The organism is Nostoc edaphicum CCNP1411 (genome assembly GCF_014023275.1).
GTDB lineage: Bacteria > Cyanobacteriota > Cyanobacteriia > Cyanobacteriales > Nostocaceae > Nostoc > Nostoc edaphicum_A.
On sequence record NZ_CP054698.1, the window covers coordinates 5,640,965 to 5,661,754 of the forward strand.

Annotated in this window: 20 protein-coding genes and 1 pseudogene; 10 read left to right on the forward strand and 11 right to left on the reverse strand. The window is 38.9% G+C overall.

What is annotated here, in order from left to right; genetic code table 11:
• Position 1: 1 nt before the first annotated feature.
• The gene (locus HUN01_RS26550; protein WP_181928659.1) at positions 2-448 is read right to left on the reverse strand and encodes a hypothetical protein; all 447 of its coding nucleotides are present in this window, start codon (positions 446-448) and stop codon (positions 2-4) included.
• A gap of 240 nt (positions 449-688) precedes the next feature.
• Here HUN01_RS26550 and HUN01_RS26555 point away from each other — a divergent pair, with 240 nt between their 5' ends.
• Positions 689-1,051, forward strand: a complete 363-nt coding sequence (locus HUN01_RS26555; protein ID WP_094328443.1) for a helix-turn-helix domain-containing protein — start codon at positions 689-691, stop codon at positions 1,049-1,051.
• Between the two features lie 83 nt (positions 1,052-1,134).
• Positions 1,135-1,587, forward strand: coding sequence for a DUF29 domain-containing protein (locus tag HUN01_RS26560; protein ID WP_181928660.1), 453 nt, complete (start codon positions 1,135-1,137; stop codon positions 1,585-1,587).
• Positions 1,588-1,589: 2 nt separating this feature from the next.
• Here HUN01_RS26560 and HUN01_RS26565 read toward each other — a convergent pair.
• From HUN01_RS26565 to HUN01_RS26575, 3 genes and pseudogenes are all read right to left on the reverse strand, one after another.
• Positions 1,590-2,698, reverse strand: a pseudogene (locus tag HUN01_RS26565) (IS630 family transposase).
• Between the two features lie 139 nt (positions 2,699-2,837).
• Positions 2,838-3,575, reverse strand: coding sequence for a type I restriction enzyme HsdR N-terminal domain-containing protein (locus HUN01_RS26570; RefSeq protein WP_181928661.1), 738 nt, complete (start codon positions 3,573-3,575; stop codon positions 2,838-2,840).
• A gap of 87 nt (positions 3,576-3,662) precedes the next feature.
• Positions 3,663-5,702: a hypothetical protein gene (locus HUN01_RS26575; protein ID WP_181928662.1), complete on the reverse strand. Its 2,040-nt coding sequence runs from the start codon at positions 5,700-5,702 to the stop codon at positions 3,663-3,665.
• Between the two features lie 355 nt (positions 5,703-6,057).
• On the opposite strand from HUN01_RS26575, the gene HUN01_RS26580 reads away from it, so the two are divergent.
• From HUN01_RS26580 to HUN01_RS26610, 7 genes are all read left to right on the forward strand, one after another.
• The gene (locus HUN01_RS26580; RefSeq protein ID WP_181928663.1) at positions 6,058-6,555 is read left to right on the forward strand and encodes a hypothetical protein; all 498 of its coding nucleotides are present in this window, start codon (positions 6,058-6,060) and stop codon (positions 6,553-6,555) included.
• A 34-nt stretch (positions 6,556-6,589) separates the two neighbouring features.
• Positions 6,590-7,447 (forward strand): Rpn family recombination-promoting nuclease/putative transposase, encoded by an 858-nt coding sequence (locus HUN01_RS26585; RefSeq protein WP_181928664.1) that lies wholly within the window; start codon positions 6,590-6,592, stop codon positions 7,445-7,447.
• A 27-nt stretch (positions 7,448-7,474) separates the two neighbouring features.
• A complete protein-coding gene (locus HUN01_RS26590; protein WP_181928665.1) occupies positions 7,475-7,810 on the forward strand; it encodes a hypothetical protein in 336 nt (111 codons plus the stop codon).
• Between the two features lie 155 nt (positions 7,811-7,965).
• The gene (locus HUN01_RS26595; protein WP_181928666.1) at positions 7,966-9,651 is read left to right on the forward strand and encodes an ABC-F family ATP-binding cassette domain-containing protein; all 1,686 of its coding nucleotides are present in this window, start codon (positions 7,966-7,968) and stop codon (positions 9,649-9,651) included.
• 221 nt (positions 9,652-9,872) lie between these two features.
• A complete protein-coding gene (gene gpmI, locus HUN01_RS26600; protein ID WP_181928667.1) occupies positions 9,873-11,471 on the forward strand; it encodes a 2,3-bisphosphoglycerate-independent phosphoglycerate mutase in 1,599 nt (532 codons plus the stop codon).
• Between the two features lie 111 nt (positions 11,472-11,582).
• Positions 11,583-11,816, forward strand: coding sequence for a preprotein translocase subunit SecG (gene secG, locus HUN01_RS26605; protein WP_094328436.1), 234 nt, complete (start codon positions 11,583-11,585; stop codon positions 11,814-11,816).
• A gap of 10 nt (positions 11,817-11,826) precedes the next feature.
• On the forward strand, positions 11,827-12,642 hold the full coding sequence (locus tag HUN01_RS26610) for a peptidase (protein ID WP_181928668.1): 816 nt from the start codon (positions 11,827-11,829) through the stop codon (positions 12,640-12,642).
• Positions 12,643-12,701: 59 nt separating this feature from the next.
• Here the strand turns inward: HUN01_RS26610 and HUN01_RS26615 are convergent, their stop codons facing one another.
• The 7 genes from HUN01_RS26615 to HUN01_RS26645 all read right to left on the reverse strand — a co-directional run bounded on the left by HUN01_RS26615 (position 12,702) and on the right by HUN01_RS26645 (position 20,057).
• The gene (locus HUN01_RS26615) at positions 12,702-13,145 is read right to left on the reverse strand and encodes a DUF29 domain-containing protein (protein ID WP_181928669.1); all 444 of its coding nucleotides are present in this window, start codon (positions 13,143-13,145) and stop codon (positions 12,702-12,704) included.
• Positions 13,146-13,318: 173 nt separating this feature from the next.
• Positions 13,319-13,705, reverse strand: coding sequence for a hypothetical protein (locus HUN01_RS26620; protein ID WP_181928670.1), 387 nt, complete (start codon positions 13,703-13,705; stop codon positions 13,319-13,321).
• A 124-nt stretch (positions 13,706-13,829) separates the two neighbouring features.
• The gene (locus HUN01_RS26625) at positions 13,830-14,978 is read right to left on the reverse strand and encodes a glycosyltransferase family 4 protein (protein WP_181928671.1); all 1,149 of its coding nucleotides are present in this window, start codon (positions 14,976-14,978) and stop codon (positions 13,830-13,832) included.
• A 352-nt stretch (positions 14,979-15,330) separates the two neighbouring features.
• Complete coding sequence (locus HUN01_RS26630; RefSeq protein ID WP_181932831.1) at positions 15,331-16,983, reverse strand: MFS transporter; 1,653 nt, start codon at positions 16,981-16,983, stop codon at positions 15,331-15,333.
• A complete protein-coding gene (gene recO, locus HUN01_RS26635) occupies positions 16,970-17,920 on the reverse strand; it encodes a DNA repair protein RecO (protein ID WP_181928672.1) in 951 nt (316 codons plus the stop codon). The genes HUN01_RS26630 and recO overlap by 14 nt, the downstream gene beginning before the upstream one ends.
• A 111-nt stretch (positions 17,921-18,031) precedes the next feature.
• Positions 18,032-18,712 (reverse strand): deoxyribose-phosphate aldolase, encoded by a 681-nt coding sequence (gene deoC / locus HUN01_RS26640; protein WP_181928673.1) that lies wholly within the window; start codon positions 18,710-18,712, stop codon positions 18,032-18,034.
• Between the two features lie 166 nt (positions 18,713-18,878).
• Complete coding sequence (locus HUN01_RS26645; protein WP_181928674.1) at positions 18,879-20,057, reverse strand: DNA cytosine methyltransferase; 1,179 nt, start codon at positions 20,055-20,057, stop codon at positions 18,879-18,881.
• A 63-nt stretch (positions 20,058-20,120) separates the two neighbouring features.
• Here HUN01_RS26645 and HUN01_RS26650 point away from each other — a divergent pair, with 63 nt between their 5' ends.
• A complete protein-coding gene (locus HUN01_RS26650; protein WP_181928675.1) occupies positions 20,121-20,741 on the forward strand; it encodes a restriction endonuclease in 621 nt (206 codons plus the stop codon).
• The last annotated feature ends 49 nt before the right edge of the window (positions 20,742-20,790 follow it).

A 20,790-nucleotide genomic window follows, 5' to 3' on the forward strand; every position in this document is an offset into this window, starting at 1 on the left:
GTTAAATATTCTGTAAAACCACTTGTTGTACTGTTATTTTTAACACAGACAGGTGGTTTTCTAATATTGCGTGGAGTGTATCTTCTATTTCACTGGGATAATGGTAATAGGCAAATTCGTACTTCATAACGTAATTTAACTTTGCCCATTCCTTCAGAGTTTCACAGGTATAAATTAGCTTTTCCACTTCTTCTTGCCAACGCGCAAAAATCCGGTAGCTAAAAAAGCTGCTGCATATATTTCCTTTTGCATCCCAGTAGGAAATACACACTTGATGCTTCAGAAGGTGGATTTTTTTGATTTGCTTAACGTCGTAGCCTTTAACTTTTAAAGCTTCTTTGGTTTCTGCGTCAGAAATGTTCCACAGTTCTGGTTTAATTTTATTAGTGGCTATAAAGTTTTTACCTTTGCGGCGATATTGGTTAATTTTGCGTGGCTTGCGAAACATGATGCACCTTCGATATTATTTCTTCGCAGCAAAGTTGAGCTACTAGCATAAGCGCCGTAGCAAACTAAGTTTTTTGGGTTGATTAAAGATAGATGGGTTATTCTACTAGCTTGATGCCTGTAGTTGCAGATTTACAACCAGAGATATAGTTTAGTACTAAAATACAAGGCTGTCAATATAAAAGTAAACTTGTAATATTGAAAGTAGACTTGTAAATACAGTTGGCTAGCTATATAAGCAGTGAAGATCGAAAGCAAACAAAAACTGATTGAAATCATTAAACTAGCTCGCGGTTCAATGAGTCAGCGAGCATTTGGTAAGCTTTTGGGGGTATCTGCTACTGCTGTTCAGATGTGGGAAAAAGGTGTGAAGGTGCCAGATACAGAAAATTTGGCTCGAATCGCATCGAAAGCAGGCTACACAATGGAAGAGTTAATCAGCTGCATAGATGGCAAGCCAATTCCAGAAACCTCAGATTTGAGTCTGATTCTTAGACAAATCCAGCACATGCCTTTGGCTCAAGTAGCTCAAATTGTGCAAGCTGCGGCAGAGAGATTGGCGGCTGTGGCAGAAGCATCTGGGGATGAGGCGAAGGCTAGTTGAATATTAAAATAATTCGTAATTCGTAATTCGTAATTAAGTTTTTTTAACTAGCTCGTGGTTTCTTGCTGTCAAGATTCAACTCTATGGACAAACCTTTTTTGTATGACCAAGATTTCTATGGCTGGACACAGCAGCAGGCTAAAGCGTTAGAGCAGAGGCTAGTTAAGGAACTAGACTGGCAACACCTGCAAGAGGAAATTCAAGCTTTGGGGAGACAGGAGTATCGGGAACTTGTGAGCCGTCTGAGTGTATTACTTGGTCATCTCTTAAAGTGGGAGTTTCAACCCGAACAACGCTCTCGCAGTTGGTTTTTAACAATTCGAGAACAGCGCCGCGCCATCAATAGGCATCTGCGGCAGAACCCTAGCTTAAAGTCTCGAATAGAAGAAGCCTTGTTAGATGGCTTTGAAGCGGGAGTCGATTTGGCGCTACGAGAAACTAACTTACCATTACGAACTTTTCCAGAGCATTGCCCTTATTTATTTGATGATGCGATCGCAGACAATTTTCTGTGCGATAAGCTGTTACGCAGCTAAATTTAATAAACAGCATTACCTTTATTTTTAATTTTGCGTTCCCATTTAATAATAAGACCTCCTTCATTTAACAATTTATTTAACAACTCTTCTAGCTGTGATACTGACTCGAACAATCTATGAGCTATATATTCTTTTGCTGAATGCCAAACCAATTCAATCAAATTATAATCTGGACTATAAGGTGGTAGAAATTCCAGGATAATATTTGGCATTTCTGCCTTGATACGAACTAAAATATCTTTTCTTTTATGGAAGCTGGCATTATCTAAGATAATCACTATTTTCGCAGAACATTTATTGAAAGTCTCAATTCTATTTCCTTGCTCTATCCATTCTTGCAATAGAAAATTATTCAAAGATTGAAGCTGCTCATAAAATACATCGGCATTTCCTTTTTTAATCACAAAATTCATTCTCTTCTTGTCGTGATAACGTAACCCTCCCATAATATTTACTCTTCCTCTTCTTCTTTGACCTGTGATTTGTTTCCTTGTACCTTTCTTACCCCAGTTTTTTTCTTCTTATCACTCTTAAACTAAATCCACTCTCATCCCAAAACCATACCTGTAAACGCTCTGGGGCTTCCTTTGTTATTCTTAAGTATTCTGACAATTTTTCTTTAAATGCCTTACGCATTTCAGGATTCTGTTTGTCCTCTAGGCTGTATTTTGCCCAAAGGTAAACGTACTTTTTTTCGCTCTAATATTCTCCCAACTTGTGAACCACTTAACTTAATTCCTGTTATCTTTTCGAGGTATGTAGCTAGTCTTGCTGCTGTCCAACGACCAAATTCATACCCATACTCTAGTGGCTCTTTTTCAATTATTTCTAATAATAAATCCTCATATTCTTTGGTAACTTTGCGGAAGTTCCCTTCTCTTCTTCCATCTAAAAAACTTTCTAGGTTATCTGGATCGCCGTGAACTGCCCAATATGCTACTGTTGGATATGCAATATCTAAAAACTTACTAATCTCTTGATAAGTTTTTCCATCATTCATTAATAATAAAATCAGAATCTTTTCTCTTACGTAGGGATTTTCATGCTCTTTTAGCGTTTTTAGTAGCCTTTCCTTCTGCTCTTGGGAAAGATGATTTTTTGCTGGCATAGATGGCTGATACTAAATTAATTACTTAATCTAATATTATACAATCTAGCTGCGTAACAGCTTACTCGTCAAGACTGGGAAGGATAATTCCTGCCATTTTCCTTACGAGCATTTGTTATTTAGAGACACGTTATATTTGTTAATAAATAATAGAAACTAGTTTTTCAAAATCTTGAAAATCACAGCTTTGCTGTTTTTTCACATCTTGAAAATATATATCGTAGTAGAGCTTATTGTCTTGAAATTTGAAGAAAGATCCTACTATGGGTAACTGCTCACCTTTTAGCCTAAAAACTATTCTGTTAAGTTTATATTTCCCATATTGATTAACAAGATAAACAAAACTATCAAAACTTCCATTTACAGCTTTTTCAAATTCTAGTAGATTTTTATCTAATTTATTAGAACTTTGCAAGATTAAAGGTGGTATATCTTCAAGGCTATTGAGATTATTATCCGTAAATACTGTGTCTTTTTTTATATAAGCAATAATTTGATGATAATTATATAAAATACCAATTTCTGAACAAGATTTATTTAGGTATCTTTCAATCTGCTTCTCATGATTCCGCAAGTTTTCTTCTTCTCGCTTCACTTCCACAATCATTAGAGGAGGGCAATATGGTTTAAAATATTCATTTTCCGCAGTTTTATATAATTCTATATCGTGATTATTAGATTCCACTCTTATATCAATTTCATTCGGGAATAATCCACTTTGATTTACCAAAAAGTAGATAAACAATTGCCTAACTTTTTCTTCTGGTCGTCCATTAAGAACAATTTCCCGACCTCTAATCAAACACTTTGTATATTCTGCATAGTTTCTCTTATATATATTTAGTTTTTGGGATATTTCTTCACTTAAGCTAGTCATAGATAATCAGGTTTTTTTATCAACTGGTTCTAGGGACACAAGATTATTGCATCCCTTAGTATTTTCTATACAATTTTAAATTGCTATCTATTTTTCTCCGAAAAAGCTTAATATTTTAGCAACTAATTTCTTCCAAGACTTTACTGCTTGAATCTCTAAAAATGTATTTAAACTTTCTTCTTTTTCAAGTTCGTGCTTCAAAGTCTGACATACATTATCTGTATAGGTTTCACCTGGAGGTCTTACCTTTCCCTTTTCCTTAATTAGAGCCGTCCAGAAATCAGAATCTTCTTTTTGAGGTGATAATTTTCTTTTAGCTTCCTTTTGAATCTCTTTTCCTACTTCACTTATAAAATTGTCATACAAGGAGTTAAATTGTATAACTAGTTCAGGGATAAGTGTCTTTAAAGATTCATTTGCAGATGTCAGGTCATTCAGGATATTTTCTAGTTCCTGTTTTGCTTCTTTAGTAAACTTCTTTAACATTTCATCTTCATCCATTCCCTCAGCAAAAACTCTCATATCATAATATATATCTATATTCCTTGGCTCATAGGAACCAAAGTTGCGATGAATAGCGTGTTTGGTATTCCATGCTTTATAAACAGTACGATAGTATTCAATATATTTAGTAACAAAACCTTTATCTAGACCTTGATCTTTATAAACAAAACTAGGTACTCTTTTACTCAAATCCCGCAAATCCTTTATCTTCTGAATGGCTTTTTCTATTGCCTTGATTTCTGATCCTGTCAAAGCGTCACCATTTTTTATTCTCGTAAAGCTTTCTGTAATATCCTTGATTTCGTCTAATAAAATATTTCGTCTACGTTCCACTACACCCACTATGGCTTCAATGAATTCATTCTTATCTGCTTGTACATCTTCTTCACTGTAAATATCAGTATTTAGCTTGACTATATCATCACGGTAGTATCTCAAAGCATCATAGAACAAAATATTTTCTAGGAAAAAATCTAAATTCAAATTCCTGAATGTAGCTTGAACTTCTTCTTTTCTGATTTGAATTCCTGCATCCCAATCTCCATCACATCCATGCACTTTTTCAGGTTGATTTTTGTGAGTCAAGACCAAAGTTACAAATCTATGATGAAAATCTTTAGATTTAGATGTAAGATGATAACCTATTAATTTTCTAATATTAGCTTCAGGAGCATCATTAAATGAAGTGACAAAGAGACAGATAGTATCCTGATTCTCAATATATTTCTGCAAGTCTTTACGAATTGGATTTTCATCAAGTCCTTTAGTATCTACAACTGAATCAAACTGAGACAAGTTTGAGCCAGATAAAACATCATAGCTCACATTTAGATATATTTTTCTGGGAATAGCAAATTCCTTAAATTCAACATTATTGATGGCAGCAAAGACATTTTTTATCCATTCTTTCTCATTTGTTTGATTATCAAATTCAATCTTATTCGTAGTCCTATATTCCAGCTTTGCATTATTCAACGCATTTTTTTTAACTTCCTCAAGCCCTAATAAATCAAATTTTTCCTTAGCTGGATCAATTATTTCAGTTTTCTTTTTCTCTCCCTCATAAATTGTTTTATATTGCAACTTCATTTCTATGATATTTCTAATAGCCCTTTCAATTTCTTTAGAAATAATTATCTTCTGATCTGTTTGAAGATTGTCTTTGTCTTTATCTGCAATATAGTCACAAAATTCAAAAATCAGATTTTCCATTTCATCAACTGTATAAGGCTCTATTTCTATGTAAGTTTTTACCGCAGCTTTGATAATTACTTCACATATAGTAGTTTTACCTGCTCCGGTTGATAGTAACTCTTTAGTTTCAATTACATTTCGAGACTTGTTAGCAATAGTTTTTGAAACATTGAAGTCGCTTATTAAATTAAAAAGATGGCAAATAGCTGTGGTTTTTCCTTCTCCAATAGTACCTATAAAAACAATTTTATATTTTTCTATACTAAGGATGTTTTCTATTTCATCTAATCGCTCTAACTTGGATTTTAGGTTATTGATGCAAATATAATTAGGTATATTAATCTCAGAATGATCTGAAATTTTATTTATTTCCTTCCTCAAATCTTGTTTCAAAGATGCGATCTCTTCTTGCCACGTTATCGTCAACATACTGTTTACCCTGTTTCGATGCTTAATTACTTGATATTTACAGTATGCCCATTATGGTTAAATATCTAACAACAGCCTCATAACACTACCACCCCCTTCTCTGGTAAGACTTTAGCCACTTGGTTATGAACAAGGCGATCGCTAATTTTGGCTGAGTTAAAGGTTCTGGTAGAAATACGTAATGGCTGCACAAACTAAGTCCGTCTGCGTGGACTCCAGCAAGTTGAAACCCACGGAGATGGGTTTTGTCTGTATAGCTGCGATTTCTAATTGCCAGTGCTAGGGTATTTTACTGGCAGTTAAGGAATAAATGGTTTTAAAATGGTGCAATCTTAAATGATTTAGGGGTGCAGCTATGTCGCTACGCAATGAGCCTTTAGATTGGCAACTTGAAACGAATAATCCTTATATACCAGTTTATCATCAAGGTAATTTGGTGGGATTTTTTAAACCAGAATATGCCAGTGAAGTTATTAAAATTTTAAACGAAGAAGAAGTTTTAAAGAAAGCACTAAAAATGGCTTGTACTGATTTAATTAAAAAAATCGGTGGCGATACCAGAAAAGTCAATTATTTAATGGAAAAATATGTAAAAACTAGTGAACGTCCAAAGCATGGAACTAGAGCGATCGCAGTTTTACTTCAGGATAGGCAAAAAGAGCTTGATTTGAGTAATCAGGAGTTTGCTAAATTCTGCGACACCTTTAAATTATCTCCGACTGAACTGAATAATATTTATGCTGGAGAAACATTTGATGATAGTTTGTTAGCGCCACTATCACGTATATTAGGTATGGCAAAAGAGCAATTGCTGAAAGTGCGAGATGGTTCTGAAGAATCAAGCAACACATAAATAGCAAATCAGAATCTTCAAATCAGATAAAATTGTGAAAACAGACATCATTTTTTATCGGCTGTTTCAAGAATTCCCTGATATCTTCTTTGAACTTATTGGTAATCCTCCAGAAGAAGCTAGCCTTTATCAATTTTCATCAGTTGAAATCAAACAAACAGCCTTCAGAATCGATGGTGTATTTCTTCCTACACAAGGAAGCGAGAACCCGATTTACTTTGTTGAAGTGCAATTTCAAGCTGATGGGGAAATTTATTCACGGCTAATTGCAGAAATATGTTTATACCTCCGTCAGAATCAACCATCTAATGATTGGGGTGCTGTGGTTTTATACCCAAACAGGAATGTAGATACAGGCAATATCAAACATTACCGTGAGTTTTTCACAAGTGGGCGCGTCAGACGCATTTATTTGGATGAATTAGGTGAAGGTGCATCGCTTCCAATTGGCATTGCAACTGCTAAATTAGTAATTGCAACCGACGATATAGCGATCGCACAAGCAAGAGAGTTGATAGACAGAACTAAGTCAGAAATAAGTTCACCACCAAAACAGCAGCAATTATTACAATTTATAGAGACTATTTTGGCTTATAAGTTTCCCACAATGAGTAGGGAGGAGATGCAGCAAATGTTTGGATTAAGCGAGTTAAAGCAAACCAGATTTTATCAGGAAGCCTTTCAGGAGGGTGTTGAACAAGGTAAGGTTCAAGGCATCGAACAAGGCATCGAACAAGGTAAGGTTCAAGGCATTGAACAAGGTAGGGTTCAAGGCATTGAAGAAGGTAAACTCAAAGCAGTACCAGCAATGTTAGCAGCCGGGTTGACTGTAGAACAAGTAGCACAGGCGCTAGATTTGAGTGTCGAAGAAGTCAGACAAGCCGTGCAGTAGGATTCTTCTGATCAAGGAGTAGAGGAATTGGTAGACTACAACATAGGAACTAGAAGTTTCAAAGATACAAAAATTTATCAAGAAGCATTTGAAGAAGGGCGTTTGGAAGGTTTACGGCAATCAGTACCTCGTCTATTAGATTTAGCGTTAACTATTGAGCAAGTTGCGGAGGGATTAGGTTTAACTATAAACCAAGTTCAAAACGCGAAACTCTATCATGATGGCATCCAAATAGGGGAGCGTATAGCCAAATTAAAATTAATACCCACCTTATTAAAATTTGGGGTGACAGTGGAACAAGTGGCTGAGGCATTTGATTTCAGTGTCGAAGAAGTCAGACAAGTCGCACAAAGCCAGCCTTAAGATAGATGTGGTAAATTTTATCCGTGGCTCAAGCCAAATTTGGTTTGCGGCTTCCAGACATTTTCACGACGAATTTATAGTTAATTTTTGTTAATATTAGAGGCGGTGTTAGTACTTCGTCCTCAACCACCCACTCCCTACCTGAGAGAAACTTAATGCTGCGACTAGAACATATAAGTAAAATTTATCCCACAGGCGAAGTTCTCAAAGATATCAACTGGGAAGTTAAACCAGGCGATCGCATTGGCTTAGTCGGTGTCAATGGTGCTGGAAAATCCACCCAGTTAAAGATCATTTCTGGGGAAATTGAACCCACCGCCGGCGAAATCATTCGCCCTAATAGCTTACATATAGCTTACCTCAACCAAGAGTTTGAAGTAGACCCCACCCGCACCGTTAGAGAAGAATTTTGGACTGTCTTCCAAGAAGCCAACGAAGTCCAGTTATCTCTGGCGCACATACCACAAGAGATGGAAACGGCTAACCCAGAGGAACTGGATCGACTGATCGACAAGTTGGATCGCTTGCAGCGCAAATTTGAAGCCTTGGATGGCTACAACTTAGATGCACGCATCGGGAAAATTCTACCAGAGATGGGGTTTGGGCTAGAAGATGGCGATCGCCTCGTTAGCGCCTTCAGTGGTGGTTGGCAAATGCGGATGAGTTTAGGTAAAATCCTCCTGCAAAAACCTGACTTGTTGCTGCTGGATGAACCGACTAACCACCTAGATTTAGAAACTATTGAGTGGTTGGAAAATTACCTCAGAGGGCTGATTACGCCGATGGTAATAGTCTCCCATGACCGGGAGTTCCTTGACCGTCTCTGCACCCAAATTGTGGAAACTGAACGTGGCGTTTCTGCTAGCTACCTTGGTAACTACTCGGCATATTTGGAACAAAAAGCCGAAAGTCAATCAGCACAACTGAGTGCTTACGAACGCCAGCAGAAAGAATTAGAAAAACAGCAAACCTTTGTTGATAGATTTCGCGCCAGTGCTACCCGCAGTACCCAGGCGAAAAGCCGGGAAAAGCAACTCGACAAAATCGAGCGCATTGAAGCACCCGTTGGTGGTATGAGAACTCTCCACTTCCGTTTTCCCCCTGCACCCCGCAGTGGACGCGAGGTAGTCGAAATTAAAGATTTAACTCATCTTTATGGTGAGAAAATCCTATTTTTATCAGCAAATCTCCTAATTGAAAGGGGCGATCGCATTGCTTTTCTTGGCCCCAATGGTGCTGGAAAATCTACCCTTCTGCGTGTAATTATGGGTATGGAACCACCCACGGAAGGTAGTGTTCAACTAGGGGATCACAACGTTATCCCCGGTTACTTTGAGCAAAATCAAGCTGAAGCTTTGGATTTGAATAAAACTGTTATGGAAACTATCCATGATGAAGTTCCAGACTGGGATAACCAAGAAGTCCGCACCCTTTTGGGACGCTTCCTATTTACAGGTGATACTGTATTTAAGCCAGTTGGGGCATTAAGTGGAGGAGAAAAAGCTCGTCTGGCGTTGGCAAAAATGCTCTTACGTCCCGCGAACTTACTAATTTTAGACGAGCCGACAAACCACCTAGATATTCCAGCGAAAGAAATGCTGGAAGAAGCGCTCAAAAATTATGACGGTACGGCAATTGTAGTTTCCCACGATCGCTACTTTATTTCGCAAGTAGCTAACAAAATCGTCGAAATTCGTGATGGGGAATTCCGCGTTTACTTAGGAGACTATCATTACTATCTCCAGAAAATTGCCGAAGAAAAAGAACAAGCAAAGTTAGCTGCGATCACTGCTGAAAAAGCTGCTAAAAAAGCTGCAAAAGCTTCTACCAAAAAGAAATAAGAGATTGAATACGGACTTAGTAGTAGTGCTAAAAGGCTACTACTAAGTAATCACTTATTATTAGCGCTCAACAAAATTACAGAAAAATCGCTAAAGTTTAAAAAATATTTCAAAAAGCTGCAAGTCTTTCATAAAAGAAATTAATAAGCAAAAATTCACTTGCGGCGTGGATTAGCAATGGTATCATTCGGGTATTACAAAAAGTAAAGGGCAATTTTACTATGACCAAAGCACCTGTTGCTCCTGTGGTGCTAGTCATTTTAGACGGATGGGGCTACTGCGAGGAAAAGCGAGGAAACGCTATTGTTGCTGCTAAAACTCCCATTGTGGATAGTTTATGGACAGCTTACCCGCACACTCTCATCCGCACATCAGGAAAAGCCGTAGGGTTGCCAGAAGGTCAAATGGGCAACTCGGAAGTAGGTCATTTGAATATTGGTGCTGGGCGAGTTGTACCGCAAGAACTGGTACGCATCTCTGATGCGGTTGAAGACGGTTCTATTGCCTTAAACCCAGCACTCGTCAAAATTTGCCAGGAAGTTCGCTCTCGGAATAGCAAGCTGCATCTAGTCGGGCTTTGTTCTGAGGGAGGGGTACATTCGCATATCACCCATCTATTCGGACTACTTGACTTAGCCAAAAACCAGCAAATTCCAGAAGTTTGTATTCACGCTATCACCGATGGTCGTGACACCGCCCCAACTGACGGTGTAAAAGCAATCACACTGCTGCAAGATTATATAAACCGCACAGGCATTGGACGCATAGTCACCCTCAGCGGTCGCTACTACGCGATGGATCGCGATCATCGCTGGGATCGAGTAAAACGCGCCTACGACGTGATGACCCAAGATGGTACAGGTGATAATCGCACGGCTGTGGAAATCTTGCAAGAATCTTACGCCGAAGGGGTAAAAGATGAATTTATCAACCCCATCCGAATTGCACCAGGTGCAATAGAACCAGGGGATGGAGTGATATTTTTCAACTTCCGCCCCGATCGCTCCAGACAACTGACTCAAGCTTTGGTCAGTCCCACATTTAACGGTTTTGAAAGACAGCAAATCACACCACTGTCTTTTGTCACGTTTACACAGTATGATTCAGACTTACCCGTGGCTGTAGCCTTTGAGCCTCAGAATCTCAGTAACATTCTGGGAGAAGTCATAGCTAATCACAGTCTGAATCAGTTCCGCACCGCCGAAACAGAAAAATACGCCCACGTCACCTATTTCTTTAATGGTGGTCTGGAGGAACCTTTTGCTGGAGAAGATCGGGAACTGGTAAGCAGCCCGATGGTAGCGACTTACGATCACGCCCCAGCGATGTCAGCAGTAGCAGTTACAGATGTTGCGATCGCAGCGATTCAAAAGGGTATATATTCCCTAGTTGTGATTAACTATGCCAACCCAGACATGGTAGGGCATACTGGTCAAATCGACGCTACGATTACAGCAATTGAAACAGTTGATCGCTGTTTGGGACGCTTGCTAGAGAGCGTTATCAAAGCCGGTGGTACAACAATTATTACTGCCGATCACGGCAACGCTGAGTATATGCTAGATGAAGGGGGTAATCCCTGGACAGCTCATACTACTAACCCAGTCCCCTTAATTTTGGTAGAAGGCGAGAAAGTCAAAATCCCTGGATATGGTACAAATGTCGAACTGCGAAGCGATGGCAAGCTATCCGACATCGCTCCCACGATTCTAGAGATTTTACAGCTGCCTCAGCCACCAGAAATGACCGGGCGATCGCTGCTAAAAACAGCAGATTATGAACTGCAACGCACTCGCACGCCTGTGCAAGTAGGACTGTAAAATAGTGCTGAGTGCTGAGTGCTGAGTTAGGAGTTTTTAGTGAACTCCTAACTTTTGAATTCAGAATTCTGACTCCTGTTTTTTAAAACTTGTTATAAATGAGATTCCACCATGACAGTTACTAATATCGTGCAAGGCATTTGGGCGTTTTCCGCCACTGGTTTGATTATCTTGGTTTTACTGCATAGCCCCAAAGGTGATGGCATTGGAGCCATTGGCGGACAAGCCCAGCTATTTAGCAGCACCAAAAGTGCAGAAAACACCTTAAATCGAATTACTTGGGCATTGACAGTAATCTTTTTAGGTTTAACAGTGGTTTTAAGTGCCGGTTGGTTGCCTAAATAAGGATAGGTTAATGGGGAAAATAACCCAACACCCAATACTTAAGAGCCTAATAAATTTAATTTCACGGCGGTTAATCACAGCCCTTGCCTTTTTTCTTGGCACAGGGCTGTTAATCGTTTTTACTAATCTCCAGTCAAGTGACGGGTTTACATTAATACCAAAATATATATATTCAAACTTAATAATCTCTCTATCTCCATCATCTCCTTCAAAACCCCATCCCTTACCGCCTACACTCGCACAGTGGCAAGATAATACTAATAGTGGTGACTACTTTTCCCAAGTTACAACAACTCAAGTTGGTTATTTAGTCTGGTCGCAATTTCCGATTCGAGTTTATGTAGAATCACCAAAAGCCGTTAGCGAAAAACAAGCTCAAGCATGGGTTAATGGTGTCTTGCGGGGTGTACAAGAGTGGAGTAATTATTTACCTTTAACAATAGTTGAAAAGCCAGAAATTGCTGATATTACAATTGTAAGAAAAGCGCCACCTCTACAAATTTCGCCTGGTAGTAATATACCCCGTGCGCGATCGGCACAAACTACTTACGAGTTATACACCAGCAACAAAGTTTTATCCCACCGCTTCACCATTTTGTTAAGTCCCAGTCAAACAGGTGAGTATCTCATTGCAGCAGCCCGCCACGAATTCGGTCATGCATTGGGAATTTGGGGTCATAGTCCGCTACAAACTGATGCGCTATATTTTTCTCAAGTTCGTAACCCGCAGCCTATTTCTCCCAGAGATGTAAATACTCTAAAGCTGGTTTATGAACAGCCAACCAGTTTAGGATGGCCTTTAGGGGATAATTCGAAAATTAATTGATCAATAGAAACTCGCTATAAGTTATACATATAAATATATTTTGTGCAAAGAATCAAAGATTAAGGCAACCAATTTTTATCCAAAATTTGCTCTAAGGTATAAGGACATAATTCAGGTAAATTGTTTACTTTAGTCTTAGTCTTAACATAATCTAATGCATTGCTATAACTTATGCTAGAATTCTCCTCTAAATGTTTGCGTATATTGGTGCTTAAATCTTCATTTATTTGATTACGAAAACTAATAATTTCTGCTGCCCAATGATTAGCATTCCTTGGCTTTTCTAAATCCCAATATTGATAAAGTAATAAATGTCTAATAATCTGTTCTAATAAACTTCTTATTCGCCTTTTTTCATTTTTAGCCAAATCTTCCAATTCTTCTATTAAGTTTTCATAGTCAACGTCTGCTAATTGTCGATTTTTGAGACATTTAATAGTCTCCTCTAACCATTGCAGGTAATTGGATTCATATAATGTTTTTATATCGATGATTGCAGTCATTTTTTGATTTTTTAGCTTTAATTTACTATTATTTATTATTGCATGTTAACTAATTTATTAATTTTTGCCGATAATTGCCCAGAAAAAACATACACAGCACTGATAAGTTAAGTCAGAAGAGATCCAGCGACTCCTAAAAGAGTAACCAACCAAAAGTTCTACCCTACCGTCAGTCAGTCCATCCAAGTCTCTCGCTGTTCCCCCTGAATCGACTGTACAATTCCAAACCTTTCCTCAATTTTGCGTGGCAGAGTATGTGTCCCAAAGATGTAAACGCAAACTTCTTCTGGTTGATTTGTCAAAACACGAACTCTGGCTTCGTTATCTTGTAAACGCTCTATGCAAATAAATGCACAAATTTCAACATCTTCAGGAATCTCATATACTTCCTTGGAAAAGGTGAATCTCTTCTCTAAACTATTTGCAATTTGGTCAATAACGTTTTGTTCAGGCAACGGATTTGTGAAGCAATAAACGTATGTTCGACAGCACTTACCATCTTCTAGCTGCTCTAAGTCAGGGATATTTCTCACCTTTATCTGACTTGCGTGATACTTCATTTCGTTAACTCTAGATAGCCTTGTAAAACTGGTAAGAGAATTGTTAGTTAGGTATTTGTATTTTACCCGATCGCACTTATTGCCATCTTAAGATTTACAGTGCGATCGCACTTCTTCACTTTCTCTAGGCTCTACGACTTAGCGGTAGAGGTCGCTGTGCTAAAACTTCTTTATAAAGTTCTTCCAGCAGAGTAATATTTTTACTAAGGGTATAGCGGTCTAATACACGCTGTCTGGCTTTTTGCCCCAGTAAGGTTGTTAACTCAGGATGGTCTTGCAACACTGGCAAGAGCGTTCTTAATTGCGAACGCGCTGTTTTGGTACTAATAACTACACCTGCGCCCTTTTCCAATACTTCTCCATCAGCACCCACGTCTGTTGCTAAACAAGCCAACCCACATGACATTCCTTCTAACAGAGATAGGGATAAACCCTCTACCAATGAAGGCAAAACAAATACATCTGCGCCCCGCAAAATTTCGATGCGTCGGTCTTCATCGGCGACAAATCCTAACCAGATAATGCCGTACTCTGAACCATAAAACGGCTCTAAAGAAGATTTCAAAGGCCCGTCGCCAACAATTAGCAACTTACTACCAGGCGCCATTGCCGACTGCTTCCAAGCGCGGAGGAGGGCTTCAACATTTTTCTCTGGGGCTATGCGACCCTGATAGACAAATAAGCGTTCGGCTTTAAATTCTGCTTTGACTTGAGAAAATCCTGGAGAATACTTGGCGGTATCAACACCGTTGGGAATTACAGCAATATTTTCTTCCCGCACGCCCATCCGTGCCAATAATTCCCGCTGAATTTGGGAAAATACTATCACGCGATCGTAGTTAACTAAAAAAGGCGCATAGAGTTGATAAGCCAAAAGTTGTGTTCCCGATATCAGTTTTGCCCCCTTCCCAGCAAACGGTGTGTGAAAAGTGGCAATTAGGGGCAATCTCAGTTCCTCACAGATTTCTGGTAGAACAAAGTCTAGAGGAGATAATGTCAAGGAAGCATGGACTACATCTGGCTTGATTTCCCGCAGTGAATCGGTTAAAAGTTTGGTCGCTTTAAAAGTGGGAATTGTATAAACCTGTGACTTGTAAATGAAAGGCAGGGAAACCTCTCGAAGATTTGGCCAATTGTCAGGTTCAGACTCTTCCTGGGCAAAGTGAAGAAAGCTAACTTGATGTCCCCTATCTAGCAAGGCATTTGTAATTTCTCGACTGTAGGTGACATTGCCGCAAAAGGGTGATTTTTTTCCAATCCAGGCTATACGCATTCTTTATTTAGCTGTAAGAAAAGCGGGTTTAATCTATTACTTGTATGATTTTTGTGATTTTTCTTTTATCTAGCTATACTTGCTGGTTTTTATTTATTAAAAATTCCCACAATACTCTAGTTTAAAAAGCTTATTCTAAGCTGATTAAACCAATGGATTTATGGCTTTATTTATTCTACTTATAAGTTGTTAATCTCTGATATTTAAACAACTTATTCTGACTAATGTCAGACTCATATCCGGCAAGTATGTGATAAATTTTCACTGGACATAGTTTACCATGAACACAAAAGCTTTAAGTAAATTATTAATTACATCAAGGTAATGAATAATAACTCCTGTTAGTTGATAACTACTTGTGTGAGTTATACCAGGTTAATATACCTCCTGAAATGACGATCGCAGCTAATCCCAAAAAAACTACCTGTAATCCCAGAAAGGTTTCTGCAACACCAGCTAATGCCAAAGGTAAGGAAAGGGCAATATTAATTACATTGTTCTGCAAGCCAAAAACTTTACCACGCATTTCTGGAGGTGTTTCTGTTTGGATTGCGGTTTGCATAGGAATTCCCACTAGTGCCCCAAAGATGCCCAATAGCGCCACTAGTAACAAAACTAGCCATAGTTGGGTTGTAAATATTGATAGACCAATCAAGGATGCTGCCATGCCCATACAACCGTACAGACTTAGTTGGGTGTATGAGAAGCGTTGACCAAATTGACCGAGAATTGTTGCTCCAGCAGCGATGCCAACACCGCCAGATGCTAGTAAAAAGCCAAACTGTGAGGCTTTCATATTGGGAATTATTTCTGCCATGCGAACAGCTAGAACTGTTAAAGCTGCAAAGACAGAAAATAAGATAATCAGTTGAAGCAAAGCATTGCGGACGCGATGATTTGCTTTGAGATAAGCAAAACCGTCCCGCAAGTCAGAGAATACGTGAGGGAATTCTGTATCGGGGTGGTGGTGTTTTTCCTTAGTTGCCAGGAGGAACAAAATTAGTCCAGCGATCGCATAACTACCACCTACTAAAAGTTCTTTGCCTAAACTACCACTACCACCAATTTGCAGCCAAAGTCCATCTGCGATCGCTAACAACGGTTCTCCAACGGCAAACCCAATAATCACCGATGCCATCATCGTTGTTGTGTAAAGCGAATTAGCCGAGAGTAAATGCTGTTCTTCTACGATCAAGGGAATTGCAGCCTGTTCTGCCGGGGCAAAAAACTGCGTCAGTGTGGAAACTAAAAAAGTCACACCCAGAACGATCAAAAAACCCACTGGCAGCACTCCTATGGGTTTCCAGTCATGAGTCAACCACACCAGGAAGGGAATTGACAAAACCAGGATGCCGCGCCAAATATTCGTTGCTACCAGCACAGCTTTTTTTGACCAGCGATCGACAAACACGCCAGCAACGGAACCAAACAATACGGCTGGAATAGTAAAAGACATCATCAAGACTGACACCCAACCACTAATACTCTGATTGCTTCCTTGAAACTGAGTATTAATCAAGGCAATCATCAGCACCAAATAAACTTTATCTGCTAATTGAGAGAAAACTTGACCGCCCCAAAGAGCCAAGAAATTAGGATTTTTTAATACAGGTAAAAATCCTAGCTGTTTTACATTCCCTGCAATACCTTCTCCACCTGAACCAGATCCATCTAATTTCGGTGGTTCTTTTTCTGAGATAGTCGCTACTGGCAAATTCTGCCCATTGCGATTACCGTTGCTATCTGCTTCAGCAGTGGTTAATTTGTTTTCAGATTGTGTTTCTGATTGACTTGGAAGATCAGTTTTTGGGATCTCCTCTGTCCAACTTTGGTCATTTTTAGAAACGTCTTTTGGAGACATTTCTTGGCCATTTATTTGACTAGGTGTACACTTGGGAATGGCACTCAAGTGATTCCTAACTGTAGGATCTGATACCCTATTCTGTTTTTTGGCGAGGCTTGGTGACAAAGGTAGGATTTTTTTATCCAAATCAGAAGGTTGCATCATGGTTGGCAGCAAAATAAGAGTCGATCAAGGTAGCAGAGCGAATAGGGCGACCTAATTGGTACTGAGCATACTGGCGCAAAATCTGCTCAACAGATAACCAGTCATAATCTCTAGCACCATCAATTTGCATTATCTCTGGTTGTGACAGATGTTGAAGCAAAGCCAGTTCCATAGCACCTAGACGGCAAGAAATCACAGGTATTTCTTGCCGATGCACAACAATTGTTTGGGCATTGCTGATGGGGCATGGGGCATGGGGCACAGGGAATTGGTCATTAATCTCCCCGTGCTCCTCTGCTCCTCTGCTCCTCTGCCCCTCTGCCCTCATCTCCCTCTGTCCCTCTCTTAGTAAAAGTTCCCTAGCTTCTAAGGAAACCGTTCCACCCGCAGGGATACTAAATCCTACCTGCCAGTTGGGGTTTGTAAAATCTGGCTTAATGGGGCGCCCAGATATGCAACAGATTTGCACTTGCGGCGTCAGTCCTGCTAAGGCTAAAAGGTGAAACACACCATGAGCTAGATGAGCCAAAACACCAAATTGATTTACACTAGACACCGCCTCTAAGCGATGAAGATGTTCATTGAACAAATCATAAAGTTCTTCTTGGGGTTGTTCGCTCAAAGCTTCACACAGAACTATTTCTGCTAAATATTGGCTGGCAGCCAGTTTTCCCAAATCTTTAGCTAAACCAGGATAAGTTTTTAACGTCTGTGCTTGAGTAATCTTATCAAGCGATCGCCCTTTCGCAATCAATAGTTCATTCACAACGAACATCCCACTCCTACCGCCCAGGCTGGAGTTGTACTTACGTGACCCTGGAGCCACTGCTCGAATCAGACCGAATTCACGTGTCAAAATCGTGACTATTTTATCCGATTCTCCCAATGCCTGGGTTTTAAGATTAATACCAGTTGCTTTGTAGGTTCTACTCATTAGTCATTAGTCATTAGTCACTAATCATTAGTAGTTATTAGTCATTAGTCATTAGTCAAGGGTCATTAGCTTAGGACAAATGACAAATGACAAAGGACAAAAGACAAATGACTATTCACCTTTTCCCAGGTTATCGCGCTGGCGGATCAAATCGATACCGCGAGATGTGCCTAATCTAGTAGCACCCGCTACAATTAACTCTAGGGCTTGATTGATAGTACGGATACTACCCGAAGCTTTAATTCCCACCCTTTCTTTTGCCAATTCCCGCAAAAGTCGTACATCTGCCACTGTTGCACCACCATTCCAACCTGTACTAGTTTTTAAGAATGCTGCTCCCGCTTCCATAGCTATTTCAGCAGCTATTTTTTTCTCCGCATCTGTCAAAAGGTTGGTTTCCAAAATTACCTTGACCGTTTGCCCAGTCTCTTCGCAAATTTCGGCAATCTCCCGGTGGACTTCTTCAGTTTTGCCAGCTTTCAACCAGCCCAAGTTCATTACCACATCCAACTCAGTGGCCCCACTATCCACCGCTTCTTGAGCCTCATATAGTTTCACTGCTGAAGTTGTCGCACCAGAAGGAAAGCCAATCACCGTACAGACTTTCGGGTTCTTACCGTGGAGAAGTTCAACTGCTTGCTTGACATGAGCGGGGAACAGACAAACCGCCGCAAAATTGAATCTGTATGCTTCTTCACACCATTGCTCAACCTGCTCTGGAGTAGCTGTTGACGTTAACAGAGAGTGATCGATAAATGGCGCAATATCAATGTCTGGATAGTCTGCTGCCATCGTGTCTTCTGCCAGTGATTATTAAACTTTATAAAAAATTAAAACATTTCTTATATATATATTAAACCACATTTATTACGAGTTTATCCTGAAAACAAGCTGCTAATTTGTCTGAAATTTTAGCTTCATAGATATCCCGGAATTACATTAAGTATTTAAGTTGACGTTATGTGGTGATAAGGTTAGTAATATCAACAGTGCTTTTCACACCAATTTCTAAGAAGTTAATAATAGTTTTAGCTAACGCCTTTGATGCCAAATATGGCACGCCATTACCAATAGTTTTAAACATATTCGTTAGCGACATATTCTCTGGAAGTACAAAATTTGCAGGCAAAGATTGAATAGCTAAAGCTTCTGCTACAGAAATTCGCCGAACTTTATAAGGATGTAAATGTACTTCATTATTTCCATAGCAAGCTGTTGGAGAGTAACGCCATCTATGCAGACGCTTGAAAGACTTCCTAGAATTATCTCCTTCATCAACAGCAGCAAATTTTGTGATACCTGCCCTTGGTTGAAAATAGTGTTCAGCATTAGGATGCTTCAGAACGTTATTTTTTCTAAACCAGTATTCAACTGTCAGTTCTTCAGGTATACCATCAGGACAAGGTATTAAAGAATTTTCCTTGAATGGCTCACACTTACACCAGGGGTAAGCAAAAACTTTTTCTTGAGGATATATGATGTAATTATTCCAAGGAAAATATCCATCAAGTAACTTTTCACTACTGGATTTTATTCCTATATCCTTAAAAAAATTATTCTTGAAGCCAATTAGTATAATTCTTTCTCTATCCTGCGGTACACCATATTCGATAGCATTAATTAACCGCTCTGTTAATATATATCCTGCTTCCTGTAATTGTTGCTTGAGCGATTCAAAAAATAAACGGTGTTTTGTGGTTTTCCATAAACCCTTAACGTTCTCAAACAAAAAGAAATCTGGAAGATTGTGGCAAATTAATTCAACGTAAGAAGCGGAAAGCTTGCCATTATCTCCTAAACGTCCTCTATTTTTCCCACCAATAGAAAAATCAGGACAGGGAGGCCCACCGATGAAACCAATTGTCTTATGAGATTTGCGGCAATCTTTGACTAATTCTTGAAGGCGTTGTGCTTCTTTTCCAGCGATAAGTTTTGTTACATCTGCTGCTTCACCGTGATGATATCCATATTCAGGCGATCGCATTTTCAGAACTTCCCGTGAATGGCGATAGGCAGCGATGAATGGGGAGAAAATTTCATTGACATAAACAATATTAAAACCGCTGGCTTCAAAACCTAAATCTAGGAAACCTGAACCAGCAAAAAAAGAGAAAATACAAGGGTAACTGTTAGACATTAGTATTTCAAATAGTGTATTATATGACTTAGCTTTTATTTTTTAATTTAATTAATATTCATAATGTTAGAAAAGCAAACAGATTGGAGGAAATATGAAAATTATACTAGAAAAATTCTCTCTGATGACAGGGTTCAAAAGTATCTCCAAGAATACTTTAACTTACATAATTTAAAGATAAAGCCTAAGAGAAAGCTTATAGGTAAAAAGACTGGAACTAAATGGGAAGTAGATGCTTATGGCTATAATATTGATAATCATCTGGTGCTAATTGAATGTAAACACTATGAAAAAAGATGTGTAGTGCAAAATGTAATAGCTGCATTTGCCTACATTATTAAAGATGTAGAAGCACAACGTGGAATTCTTGTTACAACACTTGGACTTCAGTCTGGAGCAATTAAAGTAGCAAAAAATGAAAATATAGGCTTATTAAAAGTAGACTATAATTCAACAGAGAAGAACTTTGTTGTTCATTTCAGTTCAAATGAAACAAAACCAAGTCAGGCTATTGTTGCATTTACTGAGCAACTTAGTGGATTTAGTGGAATGGATGGACAAATGGTAGTATCACAGTATCCATTAGATGAGCTAGAAAAAGGGCTTCGACAAAGAACAGGTAGAACACAATTTTATCCAGATGAAATAAATGCAGAAATGACAAAAATATTTGAAGAAATCTAACAATATTTATAGTATTTCTAAATAAGCAATTACAAAGTGATTTTCCAAA